Below are 26,296 nucleotides of genomic sequence, written 5' to 3'. Positions count from 1 at the left end.
ATGCGACCATAGATTTCATGAATAAAGAGCATAAAAAAGCCCCCGAGTTTCGGGGGCTTTGCATTTAAGCCGATAAGTCAGACTTATTTCTGCTCTTGACCTGCTTGGATAGCTGTCAGGGCGATGGTGTAAACGATATCGTCAACCAATGCGCCGCGAGACAGGTCGTTAACTGGCTTACGCATACCTTGCAGCATAGGACCGATAGACACTAGATCCGCTGAACGTTGTACCGCTTTGTAAGTGGTGTTACCTGTGTTCAGATCTGGGAATACGAATACGGTCGCTTTACCTGCCACTGGCGAGTTAGGCGCTTTAGAAGCCGCTACGTTTTCCATGATCGCTGCATCGTATTGCAGAGGACCGTCAATGATCAGATCAGGACGTTTCTCTTTCGCAATGCGGGTTGCTTCACGTACTTTATCAACGTCAGCACCTTGACCAGAAGTACCAGTTGAGTAAGAGATCATCGCTACGCGAGGCTCAATACCGAAGGCTGCTGCGGAATCTGCAGACTGGATAGCAATCTCAGCCAGTTGCTCTGCGTTTGGATCTGGGTTGATCGCACAGTCACCGTATACCAGTACCTGATCAGGCAGCAGCATAAAGAAGATTGATGAAACCAGAGACGCATTTGGTGCAGTCTTGATGATTTGTAGCGGTGGACGAATGGTGTTCGCTGTGGTGTGAACCGCACCAGAAACCAGACCGTCAACTTCGTTACGCTCAAGCATCATAGTGCCCAGAACAACGGTATCATCCAGTTGTTCACGCGCAACCACTTCAGTCATGCCTTTGCTCTTACGGAGTTCCACTAAACGAGCCACATATTGCTCTTGCGCTACTTTTGGATCGATGATTTCGATACCAGAACCCAGCTCAACGCCTTGCTGCGCAGCAACACGTTTGATCTCTTCTGGGTTACCCAGTAGCACACATTGTGCAATGCCGCGCTCAGCACAGATAGCTGCTGCTTTCACGGTACGTGGCTCATCACCTTCTGGCAATACGATACGCTTGTTCGCGCTACGAGCCAGTTCAGTCAGTTGGTAACGGAACGCAGGTGGACTCAGGCGACGAGACGCTTGCGCACCTTCAGTCAGAGAGTCTACCCATGGGCCGTCAATGTGGCTTGCTACGTGCTCGCTGATGAATTCGATACGCTCTTTATCGTCTGCAGGTACTTCAAGGCTGAAGCTTTGCAGGTTCAGCGAAGTTTGCCATGTGTTACCTTGCGCTTTGAAAATTGGCAGGCCAGTATCAAAGGCAGGTTTACACAGGTTAACGATTTCATGTGGGATGTCGTAACCGCCAGTCAGCAGTACCGCACCAATTTCCACTCCGTTCATTGCCGCCAGTGCCGCAGCCACAATCACATCAGGACGGTCTGCTGAGGTTACCAACAGCGAACCTGGTTTGAAGTGCTCAATCATGTGTGGAAGAGAGCGTGCACAGAAAGTGATGCTCTTGATACGACGGGTATTGATCTCGCCTTGATTGACGACTTCGGCTTTCAGATGCTTCGCCATATCGATTGCACGAGTCGCAATCAGGTCGATGCTCCATGGCACACAACCCAGAACACGGATCGGGCTAGTGTTGAAGATCTGCATCACTTCCAGGTTGGCTTGCTTCGCGCTGTCAGCATCATCAAAGATTTCAGACAAGTCAGGGCGAGTACGGCCCGCTTCATCAACCGGTGCATTCAGTTTGTTGATGATAACGCCAGAGATGCTCTTGTTCTTGGTGCCACCAAAGTTAGAACATGCGACTTCAATGCGCTCTTTCAGTTGCGTTGGGTTATCAGTACCCGGAGTGGCAACGAACACAATTTCTGCGCCTAGCGTGTTGGCGATTTCCGCGTTCACTTGGTTAGCAAAAGGGTGTTTACGTGTTGGAACCAAACCTTCGATCAGAGTCACTTCTGCATCTTTGTTGATCTGGTTGTAACGTTCAACCACGGTTTCTAGCAGAACGTCCATCTTCTCGCTACCAATCAACGCTTCTGCAGCAGACATACTCATCGGCTCACCGATCTTAATGTCGCTGTTGCGGCTCATGACAGTAGAAGTCAGGTCAGGTTGGTCATCGCCAGTACGTGGCTGTGCGATAGGCTTATAGAAAGAAACGCTAACCCCTTTACGTTCCATAGAACGCAGGAGACCCATGCTCACGCTAGTCAGACCGACGCCAGCGCTGATTGGGATAAGCATAATAGTACGGGACATTGGTAAAGTACCTCAACACTATTGATACCAATCTAAGGTGCTTAGATTGAAAGTGACAAAGCTCAAACGCAGGACAGGCTTACGCTGAGCCCCTAAATGACACTGGCTAACCTGAGTTAGCCAGTGTAAGTCGAATTAGATGTTAGTCAGACGAGCTGTATCTTCTGCAATCACTAACTCTTCGTTAGTCGCGATAACCATCGCTGGGATACGGCTGTCAGCAGTCGTGATCACACCTTCACCGCCGAAACGCGCTTTCAGGTTTGCTGCGCTGTCAACAGTGATACCGAAGATCGCTAGACGGTTCAGAACCATTTCACGGATAGGCGCAGAGTTTTCACCGATACCACCAGTGAAAGTGATCGCATCCAGACGGCCTTCTAGGCTTGCAGTGTAGCCTGCAACGTATTTCGCCAGACGGTGACAGAACACGTCCATTGCGCGAGTTGCTTCTTCTTTTTGACCGTAGTTGTCTTCAACAAAACGGCAGTCAGAAGTCACTTCAGTCAGACCCAGCAGACCTGATTCTTTGGTCATCATTGTGTTGATTTGCTCAACTGAGTAACCCAGTGCATCGTGCAGATGGAAAATGATCGCAGGATCGATATCACCACAACGAGTACCCATCACCAGACCTTCCAGTGGAGTCAGACCCATAGAAGTGTCAACAGATTGGCCGTTTTTGATCGCACAAACAGAAGCACCGTTGCCTAGGTGGCAGTTGATGATGTTCAGTTCGTTAGCTGGTTTGCCCAAACGCTCAGCCGCTTCACGTGCGATGAACAGGTGAGAAGTACCGTGCATACCGTAACGACGGATGCCGTGCTCTTTGTACAGCTTGTATGGCAGAGCGTACAGGTACGCTTCTTCAGGCATAGTTTGGTGGAACGCAGTATCGAACACGGCTACGTTTTGTAGTGCAGGGAACGCTTTTTGCGCTGCTTTGATACCGATGATGTGTGCTGGGTTGTGCAGTGGAGCTAGAGTGGCACAATCTTCGATACCTTTCAGCACAGCGTCGTCGATCAGTGCTGATTGAGTGAACTGCTCACCACCGTGTACTACGCGGTGACCGATAGCTTTCAGTTGAGCTGCCAGTTCTGGCTTAGAAGCAAGAATAGTTTCAACGATGAACGACAGGGCTTCATCGTGTGCTGCGCCTTCGCCCAGTTGAGCTTCGTGCTTGCCGTCCAATTTCCACTTGATACGAGCTTCAGGAAGGTGTAAACATTCAGCAAGACCTGAAAGATGTTGTTCACCGCTTTGAGCGTCAACAACTGCAAACTTAAGTGAAGAACTACCGCAGTTTAAAACTAAAACCAGCTTAGACATGTGTGACTACCTGTAATAATCGGTTAGGATAAAATCAGTACCAAGAATAGATGACGCCTTGATGTACGGCACTAATCTCGGTCAATAAAACGTCAATTTCCGTATCGTGGAGACGTGACAAAGTCAGTATAAATCGTCGATGCAATCCGTGCAGGAATCGTCCCAACGTTGCCTAAATTGTAAATAAGGGCAACAATGAGATTGAGAGTCCGCAGAGCATAGCGATAATAGACAAATATAACAAAAAAAATTTGAATCAATATTAGCTTTTGTCAAATTTTTGCGTCTTTTGTTGAATCATTCAACTAAATTTTAGTGGGTTGAGCAAAGAGCAGCGAGGAAGTGGGTATGAATAATAAAGTCGGTATCGTGCATAGCCTCAAAGACGGCCAGAAGTACATGGATATTTGGCCGATACGCAAAGAGTTAAATCCGCTGTTTCCTGAGCAACGTGTGATCAAGGCGACTCGCTTCGCGATTAAAGTGATGCCAGCGGTAGCGGCGATCAGCGTATTGACTCAAATGGTGTTTACCAATACGCAAGCCATGCCTCAAGCGATTGTGGTTGCTTTGTTTGCCATGAGCCTGCCATTGCAAGGTATTTGGTGGTTAGGTAATCGCGCGAATACTCAACTGCCTCCCGCGCTAGCCAGTTGGTACCGTGAACTCTATATGAAGATAGTTGAAACCGGATTTGCACTTGAGCCGATCAAAAGCAAACCGCGTTATAAAGAGCTGGCTCATGTGCTGAATCGCGCGTTTCGTCAGTTGGATGATACTGCGCTAGAACGTTGGTTTTAATTCTTCCGCCTAGAGGGTTTGCCTCGTCAGTCAGTTGTGGCCAACGGATATCGGATAGTTGGCCACGGAAACATACAGTAGGCTAAGGCAACTTAGCTCTGTCGCTCAAGATAACTTAGCGCTGAGTGTGGCGACTGCGGGACGTTCTTTCTTTATGAGCAGAAGCTGCTTTCGCTTGAGATTTCAAAATAGAGTCTACTGTTAATTGCATCGGTTCTTTCGGCTGTAGGCCATGAGGGAAAGTTCGTGCGCGTGGCGGGAGATTAAACTCTTCACTGGAAGCGCGAGGCATGCGTTTAAAGCGATAGAGATAAAAGTTTTCTAGTTTTTCTCGTGCCCACTCGGTCTTGTTTAAATATTTGACACTACTAGCAATCGAAGGCTTGGTATGAAAGCAGTTAAAGTGCATTGCTGTATCTAAAATATCCCAGCCATAAAAATCCACCAGCTCTTGTAGCAAGGTTTCTAACTTAAGGCCGTGTAATGGGTTGTTCTTTTGTAGTTCGATTCTTTCTTGATCGGTCATAATAATCGGCTCCTAAGGGTAAATGGTAGATAGGGTAGGCATACCAAGATTTGGCAGATATGAGTCATGTACTTGTTGATCCCGGCGAGGGGGGCGAATTCTAGCAGAGTTGATCTTACATCCCTATGGTTATCTGTTATGGGGATCATCTTTTATTAGTTCACCTCAATCACATCGCTTCTTTACACTCATGAGAATCAATTTACCCACTGTCATCTGCAACTCGAAGTCGTTTGGGTATAGTCAACTTCACTTCCATTTTCGACATTGACCAAATTCTGCACTTTTTTCTGTTATCTGACTGTTAAATCCTACTTCCCTTTGCCTAAAGTTACTGGTAATAATGTTGTCAGCGACACCTTGAGTGTCCAATAAAAACTATTAAATATATACCCACACACAACATCATAAAAACTATGCTTTATATCAAGGAGTTAAGATGAAAGCAGGCAAAGTTATTGCTACCGCCGTTCTAGCCGGAGCTGCACTACTGTCTTCTCAGAGTATTATGGCCAAAACAGCCAAAGTCGCGGTGTCACAAATTGTGGAACATCCTGCTTTGGATGCAACACGTCAAGGACTACTCGATGGATTGAAAGCCAAAGGCTATGAAGAAGGCAAAAACCTAGAGTTTGATTACAAAACCGCGCAAGGTAATCCTGCCATTGCTGTACAAATTGCGCGTCAATTTGTTGGTGAAAATCCAGATGTGTTAGTTGGTATTGCAACACCTACTGCGCAAGCACTGGTTTCTGCAACTAAAACTATTCCTATCGTGTTTACTGCAGTGACCGACCCTGTTGGTGCTAAGTTGGTAAAACAACTTGAACAACCGGGCAAAAACGTCACAGGTCTGTCTGATCTGTCTCCGGTTGAACAGCATGTTGAACTGATTAAAGAAATCCTACCAAACGTCAAATCGATCGGCGTGGTGTACAACCCAGGTGAAGCCAATGCAGTCAGCTTAATGGAGTTACTCAAACTCTCGGCTGCAAAGCATGGTATTAAGTTGGTCGAAGCTACCGCGCTGAAAAGTGCTGATGTTCAATCTGCTACCCAAGCGATCGCCGAAAAATCTGATGTGATCTATGCCCTGATCGACAACACTGTCGCAAGTGCAATCGAAGGTATGATTGTGGCGGCTAACCAAGCCAAAACCCCGGTCTTTGGTGCAGCGACTTCTTATGTAGAACGCGGCGCGATTGCGAGCCTCGGTTTTGATTACTATCAGATCGGTGTGCAAACCGCTGACTATGTGGCGGCTATTTTAGAAGGTAAAGAGCCGGGCTCGCTTGATGTTCAAGTCGCAAAAGGCTCAGATCTTGTGATCAACAAGGCTGCGGCTGAACAGTTGGGTATCACCATTCCTGAAGCCGTGCTTGCACGTGCAACCAGCATCAAATAACTAAGCAATATCCAAATCACAGGTCGTTTCTGCTATTGAGCGGTAACGACCTGTAGAAAGCGTATATTCCAAGGTGTTGGAGTTATCTAACGCCTTGAAGCAGAAAGGAGTATGTATGTCTGCTTTTGCCTTTTTTGGCGCTTTGGAGCTTGGCTTGTTGTATGGCTTAGTAGCTTTGGGCGTGTATTTAACTTTTCGAGTGCTCGATTTTCCAGATTTGAGTGTCGATGGTAGTTTTCCTATGGGAGCTGCGGTCGCAGCAACCGCAATTGTGGCGGGGATTAACCCTTGGGTGGCAACAGGATTAGCGATTCTTGCTGGTGCTGCCACAGGCTGGGTAACGGCATTTCTGACTGTGCGCTGTGGTATTTTGCATTTGTTAGCCTCGATTTTGACCATGATTGCTGCATTTTCGATCAATATCCGCATCATGGGGCGTCCTAATCTTGCCTTGTTAGGGGAAGATACGATTTTGACTCCCTTTGAGGCTCTAGGCGATCCCGTTTTTATTCGTCCTCTGGTGGTCGCCGTTCTGGTTCTTATCTCTGCTCTATTCGTGATCAGATTGTTGAACAGCGATTTCGGTTTAGGATTGCGAGCCACAGGCGTCAACGCGCGTATGGTGGCAGCCCAAGGGGCAAGCACCGCATTTTATACCTATTTCTGTTTGGCGCTGTCTAATGGTTTTGTGGGTTTTGCAGGTGCTCTATTTGCGCAAACCAACAGTTTTGCGGATGTAACCTCTGGCGTCGGCACCATTGTGGTTGGTCTTGCGGCGGTCATTTTGGGTCAAACTTTAATTCCTGGACGTAAAATATGGGTCGCTGTCGTCGCTGTGATTGTTGGCTCTGTGCTGTACCGTTTGGCGGTGGCTTTTGCGCTTAGCTCAGGTATGTTTGGCTTACAAGCTTCGGATCTTAACCTAATCACGGCGGTCTTGGTCGCCTTGGCGCTGATCATGCCGAAGATCAAAAGGAATTTGAAAACAAAAAAGCGTAACGCACCTGCTCAGAAGTCGGAAGTCTCTCAGCAGGGAAGCGCCTCAGGAGAAGCAGTATGATCCGTTTGCAAGATATTCAGGTGACATTCAACTCTGGCACGATTTTGGAGAATCGCGCGTTACGCGGTGTATCGTTAGAGGTTCCTGAGCATCAATTTTTAACTGTGATTGGCTCTAATGGTGCAGGGAAATCAACTTTGCTCGGGGCGGTCACAGGTGAAACCCCCATCGTAGGCGGTCAGGTATTAATTGATGAGATTGATGTAACTAAACAGAGTGTCGATCAACGCGCTAACCTTTGTGCGCGTGTGTTTCAAGATCCGCTAGCTGGGACTTGTGGAGCCCTGACCATCGAAGAGAATATGGCGCTTGCTTACATGCGTGGCAAAAACCGCGGTTGGAGTTTGGCGCTTTCCAGTCAGCGCCGCAAATTGTTTCAAGAGCGCATTAGTATTCTTGGCTTAGGGTTAGAAAATCGCCTGGGCGACAATATTGGTCTGCTTTCTGGTGGCCAGCGCCAAGCAGTAAGTTTGGTGATGGCAACCTTGTCAGAAAGTAAACTTTTGCTACTGGATGAACATACTGCAGCACTCGATCCTCGTATGGCGGCATTCATCATTGATCTGACGAAAAAAATTGTTAAAGAGTTTAATTTAACCGTGATGATGGTGACCCACTCGATGAAAGATGCTCTGGCTTGTGGTGATCGTACGGTCATGTTGCACCAAGGCCAGATTGTATTGGATGTTACGGGTGCACAACGTGCCAGTATGGGTGTTCCAGAGCTGCTGGAGATGTTCTCTAAAGTACGAGGTGAAGAGTTGGCGGATGACAGCCTGCTACTGAGTTGATTGCAGTTTTTAACTGGAAGTAGTGAAAACTTGCAGTGTCCTTACCAACAAAATCTAGCAATTTTTGGGTTTTTCTTGGCATAATCGTCGCAACGCAATATCCCTACCCATCATAAGCGTTATCTGTTTATGATGGGTTTTTCATTTCTAGAGGTTAGCAGGCAATTATGAATCAGCGCATGAGTTTGACTTGGATAATCTGCGCGCCACTATTTGTCGCTTTCGTGTTGGTCGCTTCAGTTTTTCAGCAATACTTATATGATTTAAACGAAGAGATCGATGATGCCTACGTTGATATCCAACAACAGCTTGAACGCGCCGAAAAAGTGGTGACAGCACTGGATTATACTTTCACGCATAATCAACGCCCGGCGGAGAATATATTGTTTAAACACTCGGCTCGTGTGGTTGCGAATGTTTGTCAAATCAAACCGATAGATGGGCTGATTCTGGCTCAGGGGTTGAGTTCCAAGTTTACCGTTCCCAAATTAGATCTAAGTTATATGCTAATTGGGGATGCCTCGTTATGCGATTCAAAGCCAAGTCATGATCCCAGTTTACAAATCAAACTCTCCATGGCTCCTATGCTCTCGTTTTTGCATGACATGGATGAATATATTTATGGTGTGCATTATGTGGATACCAGCGGTTATATCATTTCATCGCCGGACACCATCAGCGAAAAGGTAACCTATCAGCAAATTAAAGACTTTATCAGCGAGAGTCCTTTGTGGAGCCATGCGATTGCTGCCCCCAATATGATTGCCGTTGATGGACCTTATCGCTCAGTTATCAGAGAGCAACATGAGTGGTTATTAACACTGATTCTGCCCGTTTACCGTGACGCGGATTATCAAGGACTCGTTGCGGTAGATATTGGTTTACGCGAACTGCTTAGTCGCATGCCTCATTTAGCTTCTCGTTTTGAAATGATTGATTTGAATGAGATGGCTATTCCAACGTTTGCCTATCGTCCACACAAGCTCACCAGTGAATATGCCGAGTATCATCAGGTGGTATTTTATAAGTTGGATATTCAGTCCGAATTGAGCAATTTTCTTACTGAGAAGAGCGGTAATTTACTGGTCGTTGCTCTGGTGTACCTCTTTCTCACAGGCGTGCTTATTTATCTCAATACGCGTTGGGATCGCCAACATTATGCGCAGCTCGCCGCGCGTGATCCGATGACGGGTTTACTCAATCGACGTGGTATGGAAAGCTTTCTGAAAGGCAAACGCCACAGTCAATATTTAGCCATTGCCGTGTTGGATATCGATGACTTCAAGCAGATCAATGATGCTTACGGTCATGATATGGGTGATAGGGTGATCTGCTACATTGGTGAGCAGATTGAAAACCATATTCGTAGCTCAGATGCCGTGGCACGCTTTGGTGGCGAAGAGTTTGTGGTTTATGTCACAGCAAAAGAAAAAGAGCAGATCACGAGAATTATGCAGCGCATTTTTGATGCGGTTTGCCGCGAGTCCCCTTTAATACTAGAGCCAGGTTTTACCGTCTCCGGTGGGATAGAGGTGGTTGAAAGTACAACCGATCGCAGTTTTGAAGATTTGTTTAAAGCCGCTGATGAAAAGTTGTATGTGGCGAAAACCAGCGGCAAAAATCAGTTGGTATACTAATCAGTTGATTTACTGATCCGTTGTTTTACTCATTAGACAGGTAGCTCGATCGCAGCATGATGGAGTTGATCGCGATAGCGATGTAGCTGATCAACGATCGGCTCGACTAGAGTCAACGTACGTAATTCACCAAACAGCTCATTCGCCTGAGGGTAGGCGTGGCGCAGATAAGCAAACCACTGCTTAATACGGTTTGGGTAGTATTTGCCTTTGTCACCACGCACTTCAAATTGCGTATAGCGCAGCAACAAATCCACCACTTCATGCCAAGGCATGGCGGCGTGATTGTGTTTAACCACATTGCCTAAATTCGGCACGTTGAGCGCGCCGCGGCACACCATGAGTGAATCGACACCTGTGGTTTGGATGCAAGCTTGACCATCGGCGTAATTCCACACTTCACCGTTAGCAATCAATGGAATGCTGCATTTTTGGCGGATCTGATCAACATAATGCCATTTAATTTCGCTGGCTTTGTAGCCACCCGCTTTGGTACGCGCGTGCACAGTGAGCTCATCGGCTTTGGCTTGCGCAACGGCATCAACAATCTCAAAACAATCTTCAGGATCTTCCCAACCTAAGCGGATTTTCGCCGACACAGGAATGTGCGCAGGCACTGCGTCACGACACGCTTTGACCACCTGATAAATCAACTCGGGATGCTGCAAAAGAGCCGCGCCGCCTTTGCTTTGATTGACCATCTTCGCTGGGCAACCAAAATTCAGATCGATGCCATAAGCCCCAAGCTCAGCTGCGCGAATAGCGTTTTCTGCCATCCAGTGTGGATCTTGGCCAAGCAGTTGTACTTTTACCGGAACACCGGACGGGGTTTTAGAACCCTGTTGCAATTCAGGACAGAGGCGATAAAACACATGATCAGGCAGCAGCAGATTCACTACGCGTACAAATTCGGTGACGCAGAAATCGTAGTCATTGATTTGTGTCAGCATGTCACGCATCAAATGATCTAACACGCCCTCCATCGGGCCTAAAATAACTCGCATAGTGATGAATACCGGCTAGCGCTGAAGAAAAGGGAGCGAGATTGTAGTAGTAGCATCGATAAATGTCACCCATCCATTCTGATTCAAGTTCAGTGTGACGACCTGCCACTTCTTTGGCTTTGAGTATATAATGCGGCGCAACTTTCCTTGTCTTAAGTGTTTCCTATGAATTATTCCCTGATCGATCTCAGCGCGATTGAATGCCCTGAGTCGGATCTGTTTATTGAAGGTGTGGTGCTCGCCGCTAACTTGGCGACTCGTCCGCTCGATCCTGAGCAGTGGCTACCAGAGCTGTTTACCGAGCAACATCAGGCGTTATTACAACCGGTGACCGAGCAAATTCATCGCCAATACCAGCTGCTTAAAGGCAACGGTTATGATTTGTTGACGCTGTTGAATGAGCATGCACCCTCGCGTGAGCAAGGTTTGGCAGATTTTGCGGAAGGCTTTATGCAATTATGGCCACAAGTTGAACCCATGTGGCAGCAAGGCGCATTTGCAGATGGTTCGATCCGCATGCTGCAAGCATTATTGACCACCTTGATGTTGGCGATTGATGAAGCGCAAACCCAAGCGCAAATGCGCGAAGCGGGCTATGAACAAGTTCCTGCGCTCGCCGATTTGATCGAGCAACTGAATTTAATGGTGCACGAAGTCGCGCTTGCGGCGGATGAAGCCATGCTCGGCGCTAAAGCACAAAGTGTGAATCCGTTTAAAGGCATTGGTCGCAATGATGCTTGCCCTTGCGACAGCGGTAAAAAATTCAAACAGTGTTGTGGGCAATAGTTTATTACACATCACTGACACGTTAGAGAAGGCAAACGCTTAGGCTTTTGCTTTATTATCTTCCTCATCGCTAAATTGCTTGGAGCAGAGTCAGCATGAACAAATGGTTAGCCCTGTTATTTTGTAGTTTCTCGGCCATTGCCGCCCCTAAAGATACTTTAAGTGAGCGTTTAGCCATGAGTGAAGGCTTCAGCGCGACCTTTAATCAGCAAGTATTAAGCCCAGAGGGCAAAGTGATCCTGACCGGAAATGGCAAGGTGGATATTGCTCGTCCGAGCCTATTTCGTTGGGAAACCGAAACGCCGGATGAAAACTTACTGGTCTCTGACGGTACAACCTTATGGCATTTCGATCCTTTCGTGGAGCAGGTCACCTTGTACCGCGCCGAAGAAGCTTTAGAGCAGACGCCTTTTGTGCTGCTGACTCGTAATAAAGCCAGCGATTGGGATGCTTACCATGTGGAAGAAAAGGGCGATGTGTTTACCCTGACGCCAACTGCGCTGGATTCAAACCAAGGCCGTTTCCAAATCACCATCAGTGAGAAAGGGGTGGTGCAAGGTTTTAAAGTGATTGAGCAAGATGGTCAGCAGAGCGAATTTACCTTTAGTAAGGTGAAACAGCAGAAACCAAACGCTAGCGTATTTAACTACAAAGTGCCGAAAGGCGTGGAAGTTGACGATCAGCGTAACTAAATCAGCACCAAGGAAGCGAGTCGAGTGAGTAATTACAGCTTAGATTTTTCCGGCGACGAAGATTTTCGTCCGTTAGCTGCCCGTATGCGTCCACAAACCGTGGAGCAGTATATTGGTCAGCAACACATCTTAGGGCCGGGAAAGCCGCTGCGCCGTGCATTAGAAGCGGGGCATATTCACTCGATGATTCTTTGGGGACCTCCGGGCACCGGAAAAACCACTTTAGCTGAAGTGGCAGCCAACTACGCCAATGCGGAAGTGGAACGCGTATCGGCGGTGACGTCCGGAGTCAAAGAGATCCGTGCCGCGATCGAAAAAGCGCGTGAGAACAAGCTCAGTGGTCGTCGCACGATTTTGTTTGTCGACGAAGTCCACCGCTTTAATAAATCACAGCAAGATGCGTTTTTGCCGCATATTGAAGACGGTACGGTCACTTTTATTGGCGCAACCACGGAAAACCCTTCTTTTGAGCTCAATAACGCGCTGCTTTCCCGCGCGCGGGTTTATAAGCTTACCTCGCTCAATCAACAAGAAATTCTGCAAGCCCTGCATCAAGCGATTGCGGATACTGAACGCGGGCTTGGCAAAGTGGCCGCAGTCTTTGCCGATAACGTACTGGATCGCTTAGCAGAACTGGTGAATGGCGATGCGCGCATGTCGCTAAATTATCTTGAGCTGTTGTATGACATGGCTCGCGAGGATGATCAGGGACGCAAGCAGATTGATCTGCCTTTACTGGCCGAAGTCGCTGGCGAAAAAGTGTCGCGCTTTGATAACAAGGGCGATATTTGGTACGACCTGATTTCCGCTGTGCATAAATCGATTCGTGGTTCCGATCCCGATGCGGCGCTGTATTGGGCAGCGCGGATGATCTCTGCAGGTTGTGACCCTTTGTATATCGCGCGTCGTTTGCTCGCGATTGCCTCAGAAGATGTCGGCAATGCCGACCCGCGGGGGATGCAAGTGGCGCTTTCTGCTTGGGATTGCTTTACTCGTGTGGGGCCTGCAGAAGGGGAGCGCGCGATTGCCCAAGCGATTGTCTATCTTGCCTGCGCACCGAAAAGCAATGCGGTGTACACCGCTTGGAAACAAGCGCTGTCGGATGCGCATAATCTGCCTGAGTTTGAAGTACCACCGCATCTGCGTAATGCACCAACGCGACTGATGAAAGATCTCGGTTATGGTGAGGAATATCGTTACGCCCATGATGAACCGGGTGCTTATGCCGCAGGTGAATGTTATTTCCCACCAGAAATGAGTGGAACTCGCTACTATCAGCCCACACAGCGTGGGCTGGAAACCAAGATTGCTGAAAAGTTAGCGTATCTGGCGGATTTGAACGCAAAAAGCCCACAAAAGCGCTATGAAAAGTAGTGCCTTTTGGTTATCTTTGGCAGGGTAAATTTCAATACGCGTGGCTTTGGCTAAAAAGGAAGCACACGCGCTTTCTCGCAACTCTTAAAGCATAGGATTAGCAATGCTGGATTCTAAATTACTTCGTACTGAGCTGGACGAAACAGCTGCAAAATTGGCACGTCGCGGTTTTAAACTCGACGTGGAGACTATCCGTACTCTTGAAGAACAACGTAAGTCCATTCAAGTAGAAGTTGAGAATTTACAATCCACGCGTAACTCCATCTCCAAGCAAATCGGTCAACTGATGGCGTCTGGCGACAAAGCGGGCGCAGAAGCGGTTAAGCAACAAATCGGCACCTTGGGTGACGATCTGGATGCGAAAAAAGTTGAACTGGATGCGGTTATGGCGCAATTGGATGCGATCACCCAAACCGTGCCTAACATTCCAGACGATGCAGTGCCAAACGGTAAAGACGACAGCGAAAACGTAGAAGTTTCTCGTTGGGGAACACCAAAAACTTATGATTTTGAAGTGAAAGATCATGTGGATTTGGGTGAAATGGGCGACGGTCTGGATTTCGCTAGCGCAACCAAGATCACTGGCGCGCGTTTTGTGGTGATGAAAGGTCAATTTGCTCGCCTGCACCGTGCTATCGCACAGTTCATGTTGGATCTGCACACCGATCAACACGGTTACACTGAGCTGTATGTGCCTTACTTAGTGAACGCAGAAACATTGTTCGGTACGGGTCAATTACCAAAATTCGGTCAAGATCTATTCCACACTGAGCCTCTGACTGAGAAAGCCAGTGATGAAGAGCCACGCCGTCTGTCACTGATCCCAACTGCGGAAGTGCCAGTGACTAACTTAGTGCGTGACACTATTTTGGATGAAGCTGAACTGCCTCTGAAAATGACCGCACACACGCCATGTTTCCGTTCTGAAGCGGGTTCTTACGGTCGTGATACTCGTGGTCTGATCCGTATGCATCAGTTTGATAAAGTGGAACTGGTACAAATCACTCGCCCTGAAGATTCAATGGCGGCATTGGAAGAGCTGACTGGTCATGCAGAAAAAGTTCTGCAACTGCTGGAGCTGCCTTACCGCAAAGTGATTCTGTGTACTGGCGACATGGGCTTTGGCTCTTGCAAAACTTACGACTTGGAAGTTTGGGTTCCAGCGCAGAAGACGTACCGTGAAATCTCTTCTTGTTCAAACATGTGGGATTTCCAAGCGCGTCGTATGCAAGCACGTTTCCGCCGTAAAGGTGAGAAGAAGCCTGAATTGGTGCACACACTGAACGGCTCAGGTCTGGCGGTTGGTCGTACCATGGTCGCGATTTTGGAAAACTACCAAGAAGCCGATGGCCGTATTGCGATTCCTGCGGTACTGCAAAAGTACATGGGCGGTTTAACCCATATCGGTTAATTCTGTTTCCTATCAAGCGAAATCAGTGCCCAAATTGCATAAGAATGAAAAAAGCCGACGTGATGTCGGCTTTTTTGTGCTTGCCGTTTGTTGCGTGGCGTATTGTCTATTGTTTAAAGCAGTCTGGTTGGCTTAACGCGGCTGCAATTGCATCCACTAGCTTTTGCAGATGTTCAGGTTGACTAATATACGGTGGCATCAGGTAAATCAGCCGGCCAAAGGGGCGGATCCAAACTCCATGCTCCACAAAGAGAGCCTGAATCACTTCCATATTGACCGGAAGATGCGTCTCCACCACACCAATCGCGCCTAGCCAACGAGTCTGTTTCACCCGTGGCGAATCGTTGAGCTTAGGTAGATGTTCGGCAAAAAACGCTTCAATGTTTACGACTTGCTGTTGCCAATCTCCTTGCTCAATCAGCGATAAACTCTCGCTTGCCACCGCGCAAGCCAGCGGATTGCCCATAAAGGTAGGGCCATGCATAAAGCAGCCAGCTTCTCCCGCACACACGGTATCGGCCACTTGTTTGGTAGTGAGGGTGGCTGATAGCGTCATGTATCCGCCAGTCAGCGCTTTACCTACACAGAGAATATCTGGTTGAATTCCTGCATGTTCACAAGCAAAGATTTTGCCTGTGCGACCAAAGCCGGTCGCAATCTCATCCAAAATCAGCAGCACGCCAAACTCATCACACAACGCACGAACTTGGCGTAGAAACTCGGGGTGATAGATACGCATACCGCCAGCGCCTTGTACGATAGGCTCAAGGATTACTGCGGCAATCTGGTGGTGATGTTCAGTCAGTTTGTGACGAAAATCGGCAATATCACGCTTATCCCACTCATCAAAAAAACCACCTTCTGGCGAGTTGGCGAAAATATGCTCTGGCAGAAAACCTTTGTACAGGCTGTGCATTGAGTTATCCGGATCGGTCACTGACATCGCCGCAAAGGTATCGCCGTGATAGCCGTGGCGTAGGGTGAGAAACTTTGCTCTCGGCTGACCTTTGCTGTGCCAATACTGCAACGCCATTTTCAGGCTCACTTCTACGGCGACTGAACCTGAATCGGCGAGAAACACTTGCTGTAAATTGTTGGGCGCGAGTTTGAGCAGCTTTTGGCAAAGCTCAATCGCCGGTTGATGAGTTAACCCACCAAACATGATGTGTGACATCTGCTCGATTTGCTGGTGCGCCGCTTGATTGAGCTTGGGGTGATTGTAACCGTGGATCGCCGCCCACCAAGAGGACATGCCGTCCACTAAGCTGCGCCCATCTTCAAGTGTGATCATTACGCCATCGGCTCGACTCACGGGGTAACAGGTCAGAGGTGTCAGGGTCGAAGTGTAGGGATGCCAGATGTGGCAACGGTCGAAGGCTAAATCCATCATCATTCCAAAATCAATAGAAGATTAATTAATAATCACATGTAAACCTTGTGATTTTCTTGTTGTTGACAGTCTAACGCCTGTCAGTAGACTAGCCAAGCATAAAACCAATAACCCCAATAAGGATTACACGTGGAAGTTCGTCATAACTGGACGGTCGCTGAGGTCAAAGCGTTACTGGATAAACCTTTTATGGATCTGCTGTTTGAAGCGCAGCAGGTGCATCGTCTTCATCATCCGCACAACCATGTGCAGGTCAGCACGCTGCTGTCGATCAAAACCGGCGCTTGTCCAGAAGATTGCAAATATTGCCCGCAAAGTGCTCACTATCGTACGGATGTAGATAAAGAGCGTTTGATGGAAGTCGAGCGCGTATTGGATGCGGCGCAAAAAGCCAAAAATTCAGGCTCGACCCGTTTTTGTATGGGCGCGGCGTGGAAGAATCCGAAAGAGCGTGATATGCCGCTGCTCAAAGAGATGATCCGCGGCGTCAAGGATATGGGGCTAGAAACCTGCATGACGCTGGGTATGCTAACGCCAGATCAAGCGCAGCAATTGGCGCAAGCGGGGCTAGATTATTACAACCACAACCTTGATACCTCCCCTGAATACTACGGCAACATCATCACCACACGAACATACCAAGACCGCTTAGATACCTTGTCACATGTACGTGATGCAGGGATGAAGATCTGCTCGGGGGCATTATCGGCATGGGCGAAAGCACCAATGACCGCGCTGGGTTATTGGTTGAGCTCGCGAATTTGCCGACTCATCCGGAAAGTGTGCCGATCAACATGCTGGTAAAAGTGAAAGGTACGCCACTGGAACAAGTCGATGATGTGGAACCTTTTGATTTTGTTCGCTTGATTGCAGTGGCGCGCATTATGATGCCGAAATCCGCGGTTCGCCTTTCAGCTGGACGCGAGAAGATGAATGAGCAGATGCAGGCGCTGTGCTTTATGGCCGGAGCCAATTCGATTTTCTACGGTTGCAAACTGCTGACCACCCCCAACCCAGCAGAAGACAGCGATATGCTGCTGTTTAAAAAGCTAGGAATTAACCGTGAACAAGTGGCGCAAAAGCCCGATGAAATCACGGAAAATGAGTTGCTGGATAGAGTCGTTGAACGAGTAGCCGCGCGCCCAACCGCCAGCGATCTATTTTATGACGCTGCGCTTTAAATCGCGGATTGAGCAAGCTCTGAATGAGCGTGAACATTCAGGGCTGACTCGCCGTCTTCAGCATTTAGATCGAAGCGCTCAAGGCGAACTGATTCAGCAAGATCGTACTTACCTGAACTTCTCAAGCAACGATTACCTTGGTTTAGCCAATGATGCAGAGCTAATACAGGCTTGGCAAACCGGTCTGGCGCGCTTTGGTGCTGGCAGTGGCGCTTCGCCGATGGTGACTGGTTTTAGCTCAGCTCATGCCGAGTTAGAGCATGAGTTGTGTCATTGGCTTGGTTACGAGCGAGCAGTCTTGTTCAGCTCTGGCTTTAGTGCCAATCAAGCCCTGCTGTTTACTGTGCTCGAAAAAGAGGACTTGCTGCTGCAAGACAAACTCAATCACGCCTCCTTGATGGAAGCGGGTATGTTAAGTCCTGCCACAATGAAACGCTTTAAGCACAATGATACTGATCATCTTCGCCAATTACTGCATGAGCAGAGCAACAGCTTAGTAGTGACGGAAGGAGTGTTTAGTATGGATGGCGATTGCGCACCCTTGGCGCAAATTGCCGCTGCGGTGAAACAGCGGGCGTGGTTGATGGTGGATGATGCGCACGGCATTGGCGTGCTTGGAGAGCATGGGGCGGGGAGCTGCCAAGCGGCAGGGATTCATCCCGAGATTCTGGTCGTTACTTTTGGTAAAGCCTTTGGTTTAGCAGGTGCGGCGGTGTTGTGTGATGCACACGTTGGCGATTATCTGACGCAATTTGCACGCCACCATGTGTATTCCACCGCTATGCCTCCGGCACAAGCGCATGCTCTGATCCATGCTGCGCGGATGATCCAAAGTCAGTCTTGGCGCAGAGAAAAACTGGCTGAGCTGATGGCGTGTTTTGATGAGCAGTGCCGCAATATTCCGGGTTTTGTGGCAACACAAACGCCAATCAAACCTTGGTTGTTGGGCAGCTCTGATTCAGCATTGAGTGCATCCCACGAGCTCAAGCAACAAGGGATTTGGGTAAGTGCTATTCGACCACCCACCGTGCCTGTAGGCTCTGCTCGTTTACGTATCACGATAACGGCGGCGCATACCCAAGCGCAGATACGCCGCTTATCGGAGCAGTTAAAACATGTGATGGAGAAGGACACATGAGCATGACAGCCACGGAGCTTTGTGTTGAATTAAAAGATAAAAGCGCGATTGCGCAAGCCTTTGGCAAAGCCGCCGCGCACTATGATCAGCACGCCGCTTTTCAGCGCGATGTCGGATTGCGTTTACTGCAAAAAATGCCCAGTTGTCTGAATGGGCTGCGAGTATTGGATCTCGGCTGTGGTACCGGTTATTTTTCAGCCCTGCTGCGCGAGCGGGGAGCGCAAGTGGTGTGCGCCGATATCTCACACGCCATGCTTGATCAAGCAAGGCAACGTTGTGGCGATGAAAGAATGAATTATCAGTTAGCGGATGCCGAGCAACTGCCTTTTGCATCTGCTTGTTTTGACATGGTGTTTTCAAGCTTAGCATTGCAATGGTGTGAAGATCTGTCGCTGCCGCTGGGCGAAATTCGCCGTGTACTCAAACCACATGGTCAAGCCTTTGTCTCGACTTTGCTTGATGGCTCCTTGTTCGAGCTACAAGAAGCTTGGCGGAGTGTTGATCATCATCGCCATATCAATCAGTTCATTTCCATCAATCAGGTAAAAATTGCGTTAGCGCAAGCCGGATGTGCGCAACATCACTTAGACTTAGCGCCAATCACAGTTTGGTATGAGACAGCCTTCGCACTGATGCGCGATCTAAAAGGGATCGGAGCCAATCATGTCAGTGGGCGTTCAACTGGGCTGATTAGCCGTAGAACGTTGGCAAAAGTTGAGTTGGCCTACCAATCATTTCGTAACCAACAGGGTCTTGTGCCTGCCACATATCAGGTTTGTTTAGGGGTTATTCACCGATGAGAAATGCAATTTTTATCGCAGGGACGGATACCGACGTTGGGAAAACAGTCGCTTCGAAAGCGATTCTTCAGGCGCTAGCGGCGCAGAATATTGCCACAATTGGCTATAAGCCAGTGGCGGCGGGTAGTGATAAAACGGAATTTGGTTATCGCAATTCAGATGCCTTGCATCTAATGAAAGCAGCAACAGTGACAATGCCGTATGACGATGTGAATCCTTACGCTTTGGTTCTGCCGACATCTCCTCACATTGCGGCTAAACATGAAAATGTGGCGATTGATTATGCGTTGCTAAGCAATAAGCTAGCGAAACATAAACAAAATGCTGAGTTGGTGGTGGTTGAAGGGGCTGGTGGCTGGCGAGTCCCCACTTCGGATTCTGATTGCTTATCCACTTGGGTAAAACAAGAGCGTTTGCCTGTGATTTTAGTGGTTGGAATTAAGTTAGGTTGTTTGAGCCATGCGATTTTAACGGCGGAAGCGATTCGTGCCGATGGCCTTGAATTGATAGGTTGGGTTGCTAACCGTATTAATCCCGGTACGGAGCATTATGCTGAGATTATTGAACACCTCGAAGGGCGAATTGGTGCCCCTAAACTGGGTGAAATTCCTTATATGCCGAGTGCGAAGCGTCAGGAATTGGGCAAATTCATCCATCTTGAACAGGTGTTAGAAGTCACTCCTACCGCGTAAGTATAGAAAAGTAACAAAATAAAAAGGCAGCTCATGCGTGAGCTGCCTTTTTAGTATCCGAAGTGCTTATTTTTCTGCACTTAGCCCCATCAGGGATTGTTGAGTCTCGACGATCTGCTGTTGCAGCGTCTGCTCTTTGGCTTCCAATCCGAGTTGAGTACGAGCTTCTTGTTCACTGATACCTAAATGACAACAAAGTAAATCAATCGCCATTTGATAGCTATGTGCTTCAGCCATGTGTTTTCCTTTGTTTATGGTGAAATTCCTTTGACTCCCGCACTCTATTCTTTCGCTATGCTTAGCTCAATACGACCAAAGTCTATATCTCTGCTCATTTAAAACGCCTGCTAGGTTAGCTAGACATTAAATGTTGCAATTTCCTACTTAACCTTGTTTTTCAAATGAAAGAACATATGTTGTAAATAAGAACAAACGATGTGTGGTAAAGTCGCGCATCGCATCAGCTGAGAAGTTTCCTTCGGAGAGTAAGTCATGAAACGTATATTGTTATTCTTAGCAACCAACCTTGCTGTCGTATTGGTGCTTAGTGTTGTTTTGAATATTGTTTATGCTGTTACCGGCATGCAACCGGGCAGTTTATCTGGGTTGTTGGTGATGGCTGCGGTATTTGGCTTTGGTGGTGCATTTATTTCGCTGCTGATGTCTAAAAGTATGGCACTACGTTCAGTAGGTGGCGTGGTCATTGATACACCGCGCAATGAAATTGAGCATTGGTTATTAGAAACGGTACGCCGCCAAGCAAACCAAGCGGGTATCGGTATGCCAACCGTGGCGATTTACGATGCACCTGATATGAACGCGTTTGCGACAGGGGCTAAGCGTGATGATTCTCTGGTCGCGGTTTCTACCGGCTTGTTGCACAACATGACGCGTGATGAGGCCGAAGCCGTGCTGGCGCATGAAATCAGCCATATTGCGAACGGTGATATGGTGACCATGACGTTGATGCAAGGCGTGGTAAATACCTTCGTGATCTTCCTGTCACGCTTTATTGCCAATATCGTTGCGTCACGTGACTCTGAAGAGGGTGAAGGCAGCAATATGATGGTGTACTTTGGGGTTTCAATGGCTCTAGAGTTGGTATTTGGTTTGCTAGCAAGCTTCATTACTATGTGGTATAGCCGCCGTCGTGAGTTCTATGCTGATGCCGGTGCGGCTCAACTCGTTGGTAAGCACAAGATGATTGCTGCATTGGAACGGTTGAAAATGGGCCAAGAGTCGCATCTTGAAGGTTCGATGATGGCGTTTGGTATCAACGGTAAACGTTCATTGTCTGAATTAATGATGACTCACCCGCCATTGGAAAAACGTATCGCCGCCTTGCGTAATATGTAATGTTTGAGAACCAGCCTTCGGGCTGGTTTTTTTATCTCTGCTTTAATTTCTCTTCAGCTAATTTTCTTAATATTTTTCAGTGATCCCTTGCGTTCTGAGTTGCGTAATATGAACTACAAAGTTGTACAGAAAAAATATTGTACAAGGTTGTAAACTCAACTATGGTTGTAATGCATTATACGAATATTAAATTTGTATAACTTTAGGGATGAGCATCATGGACGTACAACACGTCGCGCAGTTTTATCAACAATTAGATAAGAGCCAATTACATAGGCTGATTGAAATCTATCATCCTGATGTGGTGTTTGAAGATGCTGCACATCGTATCGAAGGGTTTGACGCCCTTTACCAGTATTTTTTGAATCTTTACCAAAACGTTCATACCTGTACCTTTACCATTCATGAGCAGTACGCGGTCAATGAGGGCGCGTTTTTGATCTGGACCATGCATTTGCGCCACCCCAAATTAGCCAAGGGCGAGCAGGTGGATGTGAAAGGCGTGAGCCACTTGCGCTTTGCCGAGGGCAAAGTGACCTACCATCGCGATTATTTCGATATGGGGGAAATGCTTTATGAGCAGTTGCCTGTGTTGGGGCAAGTTATCCGCGCGATTAAGCGGAGACTAGGACAATGACTGCCGTGTTCATTACCGGTGCGACCTCCGGAATTGGTAAACAACTGGCGTTGGATTATGCCAAACAGGGCTGGCAAGTAATTGCGTGTGGACGTAATCAGCAGGTGTTAGACAGCTTGCAGACACAATATGCCAACATTTTTGCCTTGGCGTTTGATGTCACCGATCATCTCGGCACAAAAGCGGCATTAGCGCAGCTTCCATGTCAGCCGGAACTCTGGATTTTAAATGCAGGTGATTGTGAGTACATCGACGATGGCAAGATGGATGTGACACTGATGGCACGTGTGTTCAATATCAATGTGCTTGGCGTAGCGGCAGTAATTGAATGTATACAGCCACATTTGGCGCGTGGTCACCGTGTGGCGATTGTCGGCTCGATTGCCAGTGAGTTGGCCTTGCCGCGAGCAGAAGCTTATGGCACTTCCAAAGCGGCCGTTGCTTATTTAGCACGAACGCTTCAACTCGATTGGCGTCCGCTTGGTATCGAAGTCACCACCATTTTTCCGGGCTTTGTCGCCACACCACTCACGGATCGCAATACTTTTGCCATGCCCATGATCATCACAGTAGAGCGTGCCGCCCAGGAGATCAAAGCTGGCTTGGCGCGCGGTGTGTCACAACTCTATTTCCCTAAACGATTTACTTGGCTGATTCGGTTACTCGGTGCTTTGCCTTATGCATGGCAAAGTCGCTTAGTTCGACGTCTGTTGAAGGCTTAATAAGGATTTTTTGATGAAAATTGCAATCATTGGCTCGGGCATTTCAGGTTTAACCTGTGGTTACTATCTGCACCGTTATCACGATATCACCCTATTCGAAGCCAATGACTACATTGGCGGGCACACTGCGACGGTGGATATTGAGCTTGCGGGTAAGCCATACGCAGTGGATACGGGCTTTATCGTTTATAACGACAGAACCTATCCCAATTTCATCAAAATGATGGATGAGATTGGCGTACAAGGTAAACCGACGCAGATGAGCTTCAGCGTGCGTAATGATGCTAACGGTTTGGAGTACAACGGGCATACCCTGACGACCTTATTCGCTCAAAAACGTAACTGGCTGAATCCAAAGTTTTATCGTTTTATCGCGGAGATTTTACGCTTTAACCGTTTAACGAAAGCGTGCGTCGATAATCAATTGGCGAATGAGCAAACCTTAGGTGATTTTCTGGCTCAGCATCAGTTTTCTGAATACTTCTGTGAAAACTACATTCTGCCCATGGGGGCGGCGATTTGGTCTTCCTCTCTGGCTGATATGCGAGCTTTCCCTCTGATGTTTTTCGCGCGCTTTTTCCTAAACCATGGCCTATTGGATGTCACCAATCGTCCGCAGTGGTATGTGATCCCCGGCGGTTCGCGCAGTTATATTGCACCTTTAACCCAAGGATTTGGCGATCGCATCCGCCTCAATAGCGCGGTCACTCAAGTGAAGCGTTTACCAAGTGGGGTAGAAGTTGTGGTGAATGGTCAGAGTGAGCGTTTTGATGAAGTGATTTTTGCCTGCCATAGCGACCAAGCTCTCGCCATGCTCAGCGATCCGACAGCCAAAGAGCAGCAGCTGCTTTCAGCTTTGGCTTATCAAGCGAATGAAGTGGTATTGCATACCGATACTCGCCTGCTGCCCAAACGTAAAGCGGCTTGGGCGGCTTGGAATTACTGGTTGAAAGGGGAAGCCAATCAAGAAAGTCGTTTGCCATCTTTGACCTACAACATGAATATTTTGCAGCATATTGAAGCGCCAGAGACGTTCTGCGTCACACTCAATAGTAGTGAGGACATTGACCCGAGCAAGGTGCTGCGTCGATTTACCTATCATCATCCGGTGTTTTCTCGTCCTGCGATTGAAGCGCAGCAGAAAAAAGCGCAGATCAGCGGTGTCAACCACACTTGGTTTTGTGGCGCATACTGGCATAACGGTTTTCATGAAGATGGGGTACGCAGTGCGCTGGATGTGGTGACCCAATTGGAAGCTTACGCACAGCGCAGTGAGCAAGGAGCAGCCTAATGCCTGTGCCCCAAGATAGCACCGAGTGGCAAAGTTGTTTGATGGTTGGACAAATCAGACACCGACGTTTTACGCCGGTCGAGCACGCGCTCAACTATCCGCTGTTTATGCCTTGTATTGATTTAGATGAATGGCCACAGTTGGCGGATAAAGTTTGGGGATTGGGTGAGCGTTGGTGGCATTGGGCGCGTTTTCGCCGTGAAGATTACCTCGGGCAAGGCCCGCTCAAACAAGCAGTACTTGATAAGGTCGAGCAACTGACGGGAGAGCGAATAGAAGGCGGCAGAGTGGTGGCTTTGCTGCACCTGCGCTATCTGGGAATCTATTTTAGCCCAGTCAATTTTTACTACGTCTACGATAGCGAAAAGCGTTGGCGTTATCTGTTGGCTGAAGTCAGTAATACTCCGTGGAATGAGCGCCACTACTACGCGGTTCCGGCGCAGACGGCCTCGACATCGACAAATGCTGCCGCGATTGAGTGGCAGCATGCGAAAGCATTTCATGTGTCGCCATTCAATCCCATCGAACAGAGATACCACTGGAAAATAAAACCCTTAACCCGCGCGCTGATGATCCATCTTGAATGTCATCGAAGTGATAAAGAGTTTGATGCCACATTAGCGATGCAGGCTGAACCCTTAAGCGCAAGCAATTTATTACCTCGATTGATCAAAACGCCGATCATGGCAGTAAAAGTGGTACTGGGAATTTATTGGCACGCCTTCAAACTGTGGCGTAAAGGCGCGCCGTTTTATGCGCACCCAAACCAGAGCCAAAACAATAATAAGGAGCAACCTCATGTTAAATAGCTCGTCGATGGAAATATCCCGCTCTCTCACCAGTTGGCAGAAAGGTGCCCGCAGTATCATTCACCGTGCATTACAGTATCTCGAAGGCAATTTAACTGTGGTTGAGCATTTTTCTGGACAAACGCAAACATCACATGAGCAATTTGGCCACGATAAGCCTGATGCTATTCATGCAGTGATCGAGGTTAAGCACCCTGATTTTTACAGTCGTATTCTGAAAGGTGGAAGTATTGCTGCGGCCGAAGCCTATATGGATGGTTGGTGGGAAAGCCCTAACCTGACGGCCTTGATGCAGTTGATGGCTGCCAACCTCGGTACGCTCGATAAATTGGAAAGCCAAAGTAGCCCAGTAACTCAATGGTTGAATCGGCTTGCCCATTGGTTAAAACGCAACACGATCGAGCAAGCGAAAAACAATATCCATCAACACTATGATTTAGGTAATGCGCTGTACCAATTGTTTTTAGATGACAGCATGCTTTATTCCAGTGCGCTGTTTAATCAACCCGATCTCTCACTTGAACAAGCGCAGCAGCAGAAGATGCAACGTTTATGTGAACAGCTACAGCTTAAACCCACTGATCATGTGTTGGAAATCGGTACTGGATGGGGGGCGATGGCGATTTATATGGCGCAAAACTATGGTTGTAAAGTCACCACCACCACGATTTCTGAAGAGCAGTTTGCTTACGCAAAACAGCAAATTACAGCGTTGGGTTTGAGTGAGCAAATTACGCTTTTAAAACAAGACTACCGTTTATTGGAAGGCCAGTATGACAAACTGGTTTCAATTGAAATGATTGAGGCGGTTGGCAAAGCGTATTTACCCTCCTTTCTTAGCCAGTGTTACGACTTGCTCAAACCTCACGGCAAGATGGTGTTGCAGGCGATTACCATTGCTGACCAACGTTATGAAAGTTACAGCAATAGCGTGGATTTCATTCAAAAGTATATTTTCCCCGGCGGCTTTTTACCGTCGGTCAGTGCATTGACTGCGCTTGCCACAAAACGCACGAGATTCGTTGTGCGTAATCTGCACGACATCGGCATGGATTACGCCGTGACATTGCAACATTGGCGTGAGCGCTTTGAACAGCAACTGCCCAAAGTGCGTGATCTCGGTTATGACGAACGCTTTATTCGCATGTGGCGTTACTACTTTTGTTATTGCGAAGGGGGCTTTTTAGCTCGCAGTATCAGCACAGTGCATATGACGTTCGAGCGAGATTAATG

24 protein-coding genes and 1 pseudogene are annotated in these 26,296 nt (G+C 48.0%); 19 read left to right on the top strand and 6 right to left on the bottom strand.

The window, feature by feature from the left end:
• Positions 1 to 83: 83 nt before the first annotated feature.
• Positions 84 to 2,228 (bottom strand): phosphate acetyltransferase, encoded by a 2,145-nt coding sequence (gene pta, locus EPB59_RS07500; RefSeq protein ID WP_055050528.1) that lies wholly within the window; start codon positions 2,226 to 2,228, stop codon positions 84 to 86.
• Positions 2,229 to 2,363: 135 nt separating this feature from the next.
• A complete protein-coding gene (locus tag EPB59_RS07495; protein WP_055050529.1) occupies positions 2,364 to 3,560 on the bottom strand; it encodes an acetate kinase in 1,197 nt (398 codons plus the stop codon).
• A gap of 348 nt (positions 3,561 to 3,908) precedes the next feature.
• Between EPB59_RS07495 and yfbV the strand changes: the two genes are divergently transcribed.
• The gene (gene yfbV, locus EPB59_RS07490; RefSeq protein ID WP_154138727.1) at positions 3,909 to 4,361 is read left to right on the top strand and encodes a terminus macrodomain insulation protein YfbV; all 453 of its coding nucleotides are present in this window, start codon (positions 3,909 to 3,911) and stop codon (positions 4,359 to 4,361) included.
• 115 nt (positions 4,362 to 4,476) lie between these two features.
• On the opposite strand, the gene EPB59_RS07485 is transcribed toward yfbV, so the two are convergent.
• Entirely contained in the window at positions 4,477 to 4,887 is a 411-nt protein-coding gene (locus EPB59_RS07485; RefSeq protein ID WP_154172122.1) for a VF530 family DNA-binding protein, read from the bottom strand.
• A gap of 439 nt (positions 4,888 to 5,326) precedes the next feature.
• On the opposite strand from EPB59_RS07485, the gene EPB59_RS07480 reads away from it, so the two are divergent.
• The 4 genes from EPB59_RS07480 (at position 5,327) to EPB59_RS07465 (ending at position 9,780) form a co-directional block, all read left to right on the top strand.
• Positions 5,327 to 6,292 carry an ABC transporter substrate-binding protein gene (locus EPB59_RS07480; protein ID WP_055050532.1) on the top strand — a complete coding sequence of 322 codons (966 nt, stop codon included), beginning with the start codon at positions 5,327 to 5,329 and terminating at the stop codon, positions 6,290 to 6,292.
• A 115-nt stretch (positions 6,293 to 6,407) separates the two neighbouring features.
• On the top strand, positions 6,408 to 7,352 hold the full coding sequence (locus EPB59_RS07475) for an ABC transporter permease (protein WP_154172120.1): 945 nt from the start codon (positions 6,408 to 6,410) through the stop codon (positions 7,350 to 7,352).
• Complete coding sequence (locus tag EPB59_RS07470) at positions 7,349 to 8,143, top strand: ABC transporter ATP-binding protein (RefSeq protein WP_055050534.1); 795 nt, start codon at positions 7,349 to 7,351, stop codon at positions 8,141 to 8,143. The genes EPB59_RS07475 and EPB59_RS07470 overlap by 4 nt, the downstream gene beginning before the upstream one ends.
• A 167-nt stretch (positions 8,144 to 8,310) precedes the next feature.
• Positions 8,311 to 9,780: a sensor domain-containing diguanylate cyclase gene (locus tag EPB59_RS07465; RefSeq protein ID WP_154172118.1), complete on the top strand. Its 1,470-nt coding sequence runs from the start codon at positions 8,311 to 8,313 to the stop codon at positions 9,778 to 9,780.
• 32 nt (positions 9,781 to 9,812) lie between these two features.
• Here EPB59_RS07465 and dusC read toward each other — a convergent pair whose 3' ends face one another.
• Positions 9,813 to 10,784, bottom strand: a complete 972-nt coding sequence (gene dusC / locus EPB59_RS07460; RefSeq protein WP_154172116.1) for a tRNA dihydrouridine(16) synthase DusC — start codon at positions 10,782 to 10,784, stop codon at positions 9,813 to 9,815.
• A 165-nt stretch (positions 10,785 to 10,949) separates the two neighbouring features.
• Here dusC and EPB59_RS07455 point away from each other — a divergent pair, with 165 nt between their 5' ends.
• The 4 genes from EPB59_RS07455 (at position 10,950) to serS (ending at position 15,047) form a co-directional block, all read left to right on the top strand.
• Positions 10,950 to 11,570 (top strand): YecA family protein, encoded by a 621-nt coding sequence (locus tag EPB59_RS07455; RefSeq protein WP_195706949.1) that lies wholly within the window; start codon positions 10,950 to 10,952, stop codon positions 11,568 to 11,570.
• A 95-nt stretch (positions 11,571 to 11,665) separates the two neighbouring features.
• The gene (gene lolA, locus EPB59_RS07450; RefSeq protein ID WP_001045827.1) at positions 11,666 to 12,262 is read left to right on the top strand and encodes an outer membrane lipoprotein chaperone LolA; all 597 of its coding nucleotides are present in this window, start codon (positions 11,666 to 11,668) and stop codon (positions 12,260 to 12,262) included.
• 24 nt (positions 12,263 to 12,286) lie between these two features.
• Positions 12,287 to 13,636: a replication-associated recombination protein A gene (locus tag EPB59_RS07445; RefSeq protein WP_000073977.1), complete on the top strand. Its 1,350-nt coding sequence runs from the start codon at positions 12,287 to 12,289 to the stop codon at positions 13,634 to 13,636.
• Between the two features lie 103 nt (positions 13,637 to 13,739).
• Positions 13,740 to 15,047 carry a serine--tRNA ligase gene (gene serS, locus EPB59_RS07440; RefSeq protein ID WP_000887349.1) on the top strand — a complete coding sequence of 436 codons (1,308 nt, stop codon included), beginning with the start codon at positions 13,740 to 13,742 and terminating at the stop codon, positions 15,045 to 15,047.
• A 106-nt stretch (positions 15,048 to 15,153) separates the two neighbouring features.
• On the opposite strand, the gene bioA is transcribed toward serS, so the two are convergent.
• A complete protein-coding gene (gene bioA, locus EPB59_RS07435; protein WP_195707104.1) occupies positions 15,154 to 16,434 on the bottom strand; it encodes an adenosylmethionine--8-amino-7-oxononanoate transaminase in 1,281 nt (426 codons plus the stop codon).
• A gap of 132 nt (positions 16,435 to 16,566) precedes the next feature.
• Here bioA and bioB point away from each other — a divergent pair.
• From bioB to bioD, 4 genes and pseudogenes are all read left to right on the top strand, one after another.
• Positions 16,567 to 17,618: pseudogene (bioB, locus tag EPB59_RS07430) on the top strand (biotin synthase BioB).
• The gene (gene bioF, locus EPB59_RS07425) at positions 17,602 to 18,756 is read left to right on the top strand and encodes an 8-amino-7-oxononanoate synthase (RefSeq protein ID WP_154172110.1); all 1,155 of its coding nucleotides are present in this window, start codon (positions 17,602 to 17,604) and stop codon (positions 18,754 to 18,756) included. The pseudogene bioB and the gene bioF overlap by 17 nt, the downstream one beginning before the upstream one ends.
• Positions 18,753 to 19,556, top strand: a complete 804-nt coding sequence (gene bioC / locus EPB59_RS07420; protein ID WP_154172108.1) for a malonyl-ACP O-methyltransferase BioC — start codon at positions 18,753 to 18,755, stop codon at positions 19,554 to 19,556. The genes bioF and bioC overlap by 4 nt, the downstream gene beginning before the upstream one ends.
• Positions 19,553 to 20,248 (top strand): dethiobiotin synthase, encoded by a 696-nt coding sequence (bioD, locus tag EPB59_RS07415; protein WP_055050541.1) that lies wholly within the window; start codon positions 19,553 to 19,555, stop codon positions 20,246 to 20,248. The genes bioC and bioD overlap by 4 nt, the downstream gene beginning before the upstream one ends.
• Before the next feature lie 66 nt (positions 20,249 to 20,314).
• On the opposite strand, the gene EPB59_RS07410 is transcribed toward bioD, so the two are convergent.
• The gene (locus EPB59_RS07410) at positions 20,315 to 20,485 is read right to left on the bottom strand and encodes a hypothetical protein (RefSeq protein ID WP_000796533.1); all 171 of its coding nucleotides are present in this window, start codon (positions 20,483 to 20,485) and stop codon (positions 20,315 to 20,317) included.
• A gap of 255 nt (positions 20,486 to 20,740) precedes the next feature.
• Here EPB59_RS07410 and htpX point away from each other — a divergent pair, with 255 nt between their 5' ends.
• The 6 genes from htpX to EPB59_RS07380 all read left to right on the top strand — a co-directional run bounded on the left by htpX (position 20,741) and on the right by EPB59_RS07380 (position 26,294).
• Complete coding sequence (htpX, locus tag EPB59_RS07405; RefSeq protein WP_055050542.1) at positions 20,741 to 21,604, top strand: protease HtpX; 864 nt, start codon at positions 20,741 to 20,743, stop codon at positions 21,602 to 21,604.
• A 217-nt stretch (positions 21,605 to 21,821) separates the two neighbouring features.
• Positions 21,822 to 22,241: a nuclear transport factor 2 family protein gene (locus tag EPB59_RS07400; protein ID WP_195706948.1), complete on the top strand. Its 420-nt coding sequence runs from the start codon at positions 21,822 to 21,824 to the stop codon at positions 22,239 to 22,241.
• A complete protein-coding gene (locus EPB59_RS07395; protein ID WP_154172104.1) occupies positions 22,238 to 22,963 on the top strand; it encodes an SDR family oxidoreductase in 726 nt (241 codons plus the stop codon). Before EPB59_RS07400 ends, EPB59_RS07395 begins: the two co-directional genes overlap by 4 nt.
• Before the next feature lie 13 nt (positions 22,964 to 22,976).
• Complete coding sequence (locus EPB59_RS07390; protein WP_195706947.1) at positions 22,977 to 24,254, top strand: NAD(P)/FAD-dependent oxidoreductase; 1,278 nt, start codon at positions 22,977 to 22,979, stop codon at positions 24,252 to 24,254.
• Positions 24,254 to 25,063, top strand: a complete 810-nt coding sequence (locus EPB59_RS07385) for a DUF1365 domain-containing protein (protein WP_154172100.1) — start codon at positions 24,254 to 24,256, stop codon at positions 25,061 to 25,063. Before EPB59_RS07390 ends, EPB59_RS07385 begins: the two co-directional genes overlap by 1 nt.
• Positions 25,053 to 26,294: an SAM-dependent methyltransferase gene (locus EPB59_RS07380; protein ID WP_154172098.1), complete on the top strand. Its 1,242-nt coding sequence runs from the start codon at positions 25,053 to 25,055 to the stop codon at positions 26,292 to 26,294. Before EPB59_RS07385 ends, EPB59_RS07380 begins: the two co-directional genes overlap by 11 nt.
• Positions 26,295 to 26,296 lie beyond the last annotated feature (2 nt).

The organism is Vibrio metoecus (genome assembly GCF_009665255.1).
Lineage (GTDB): Bacteria > Pseudomonadota > Gammaproteobacteria > Enterobacterales > Vibrionaceae > Vibrio > Vibrio metoecus_B.
The sequence above is the reverse complement of the archived record's forward strand: the minus strand, read 5'-3'. Positions and strand labels throughout refer to the sequence as shown.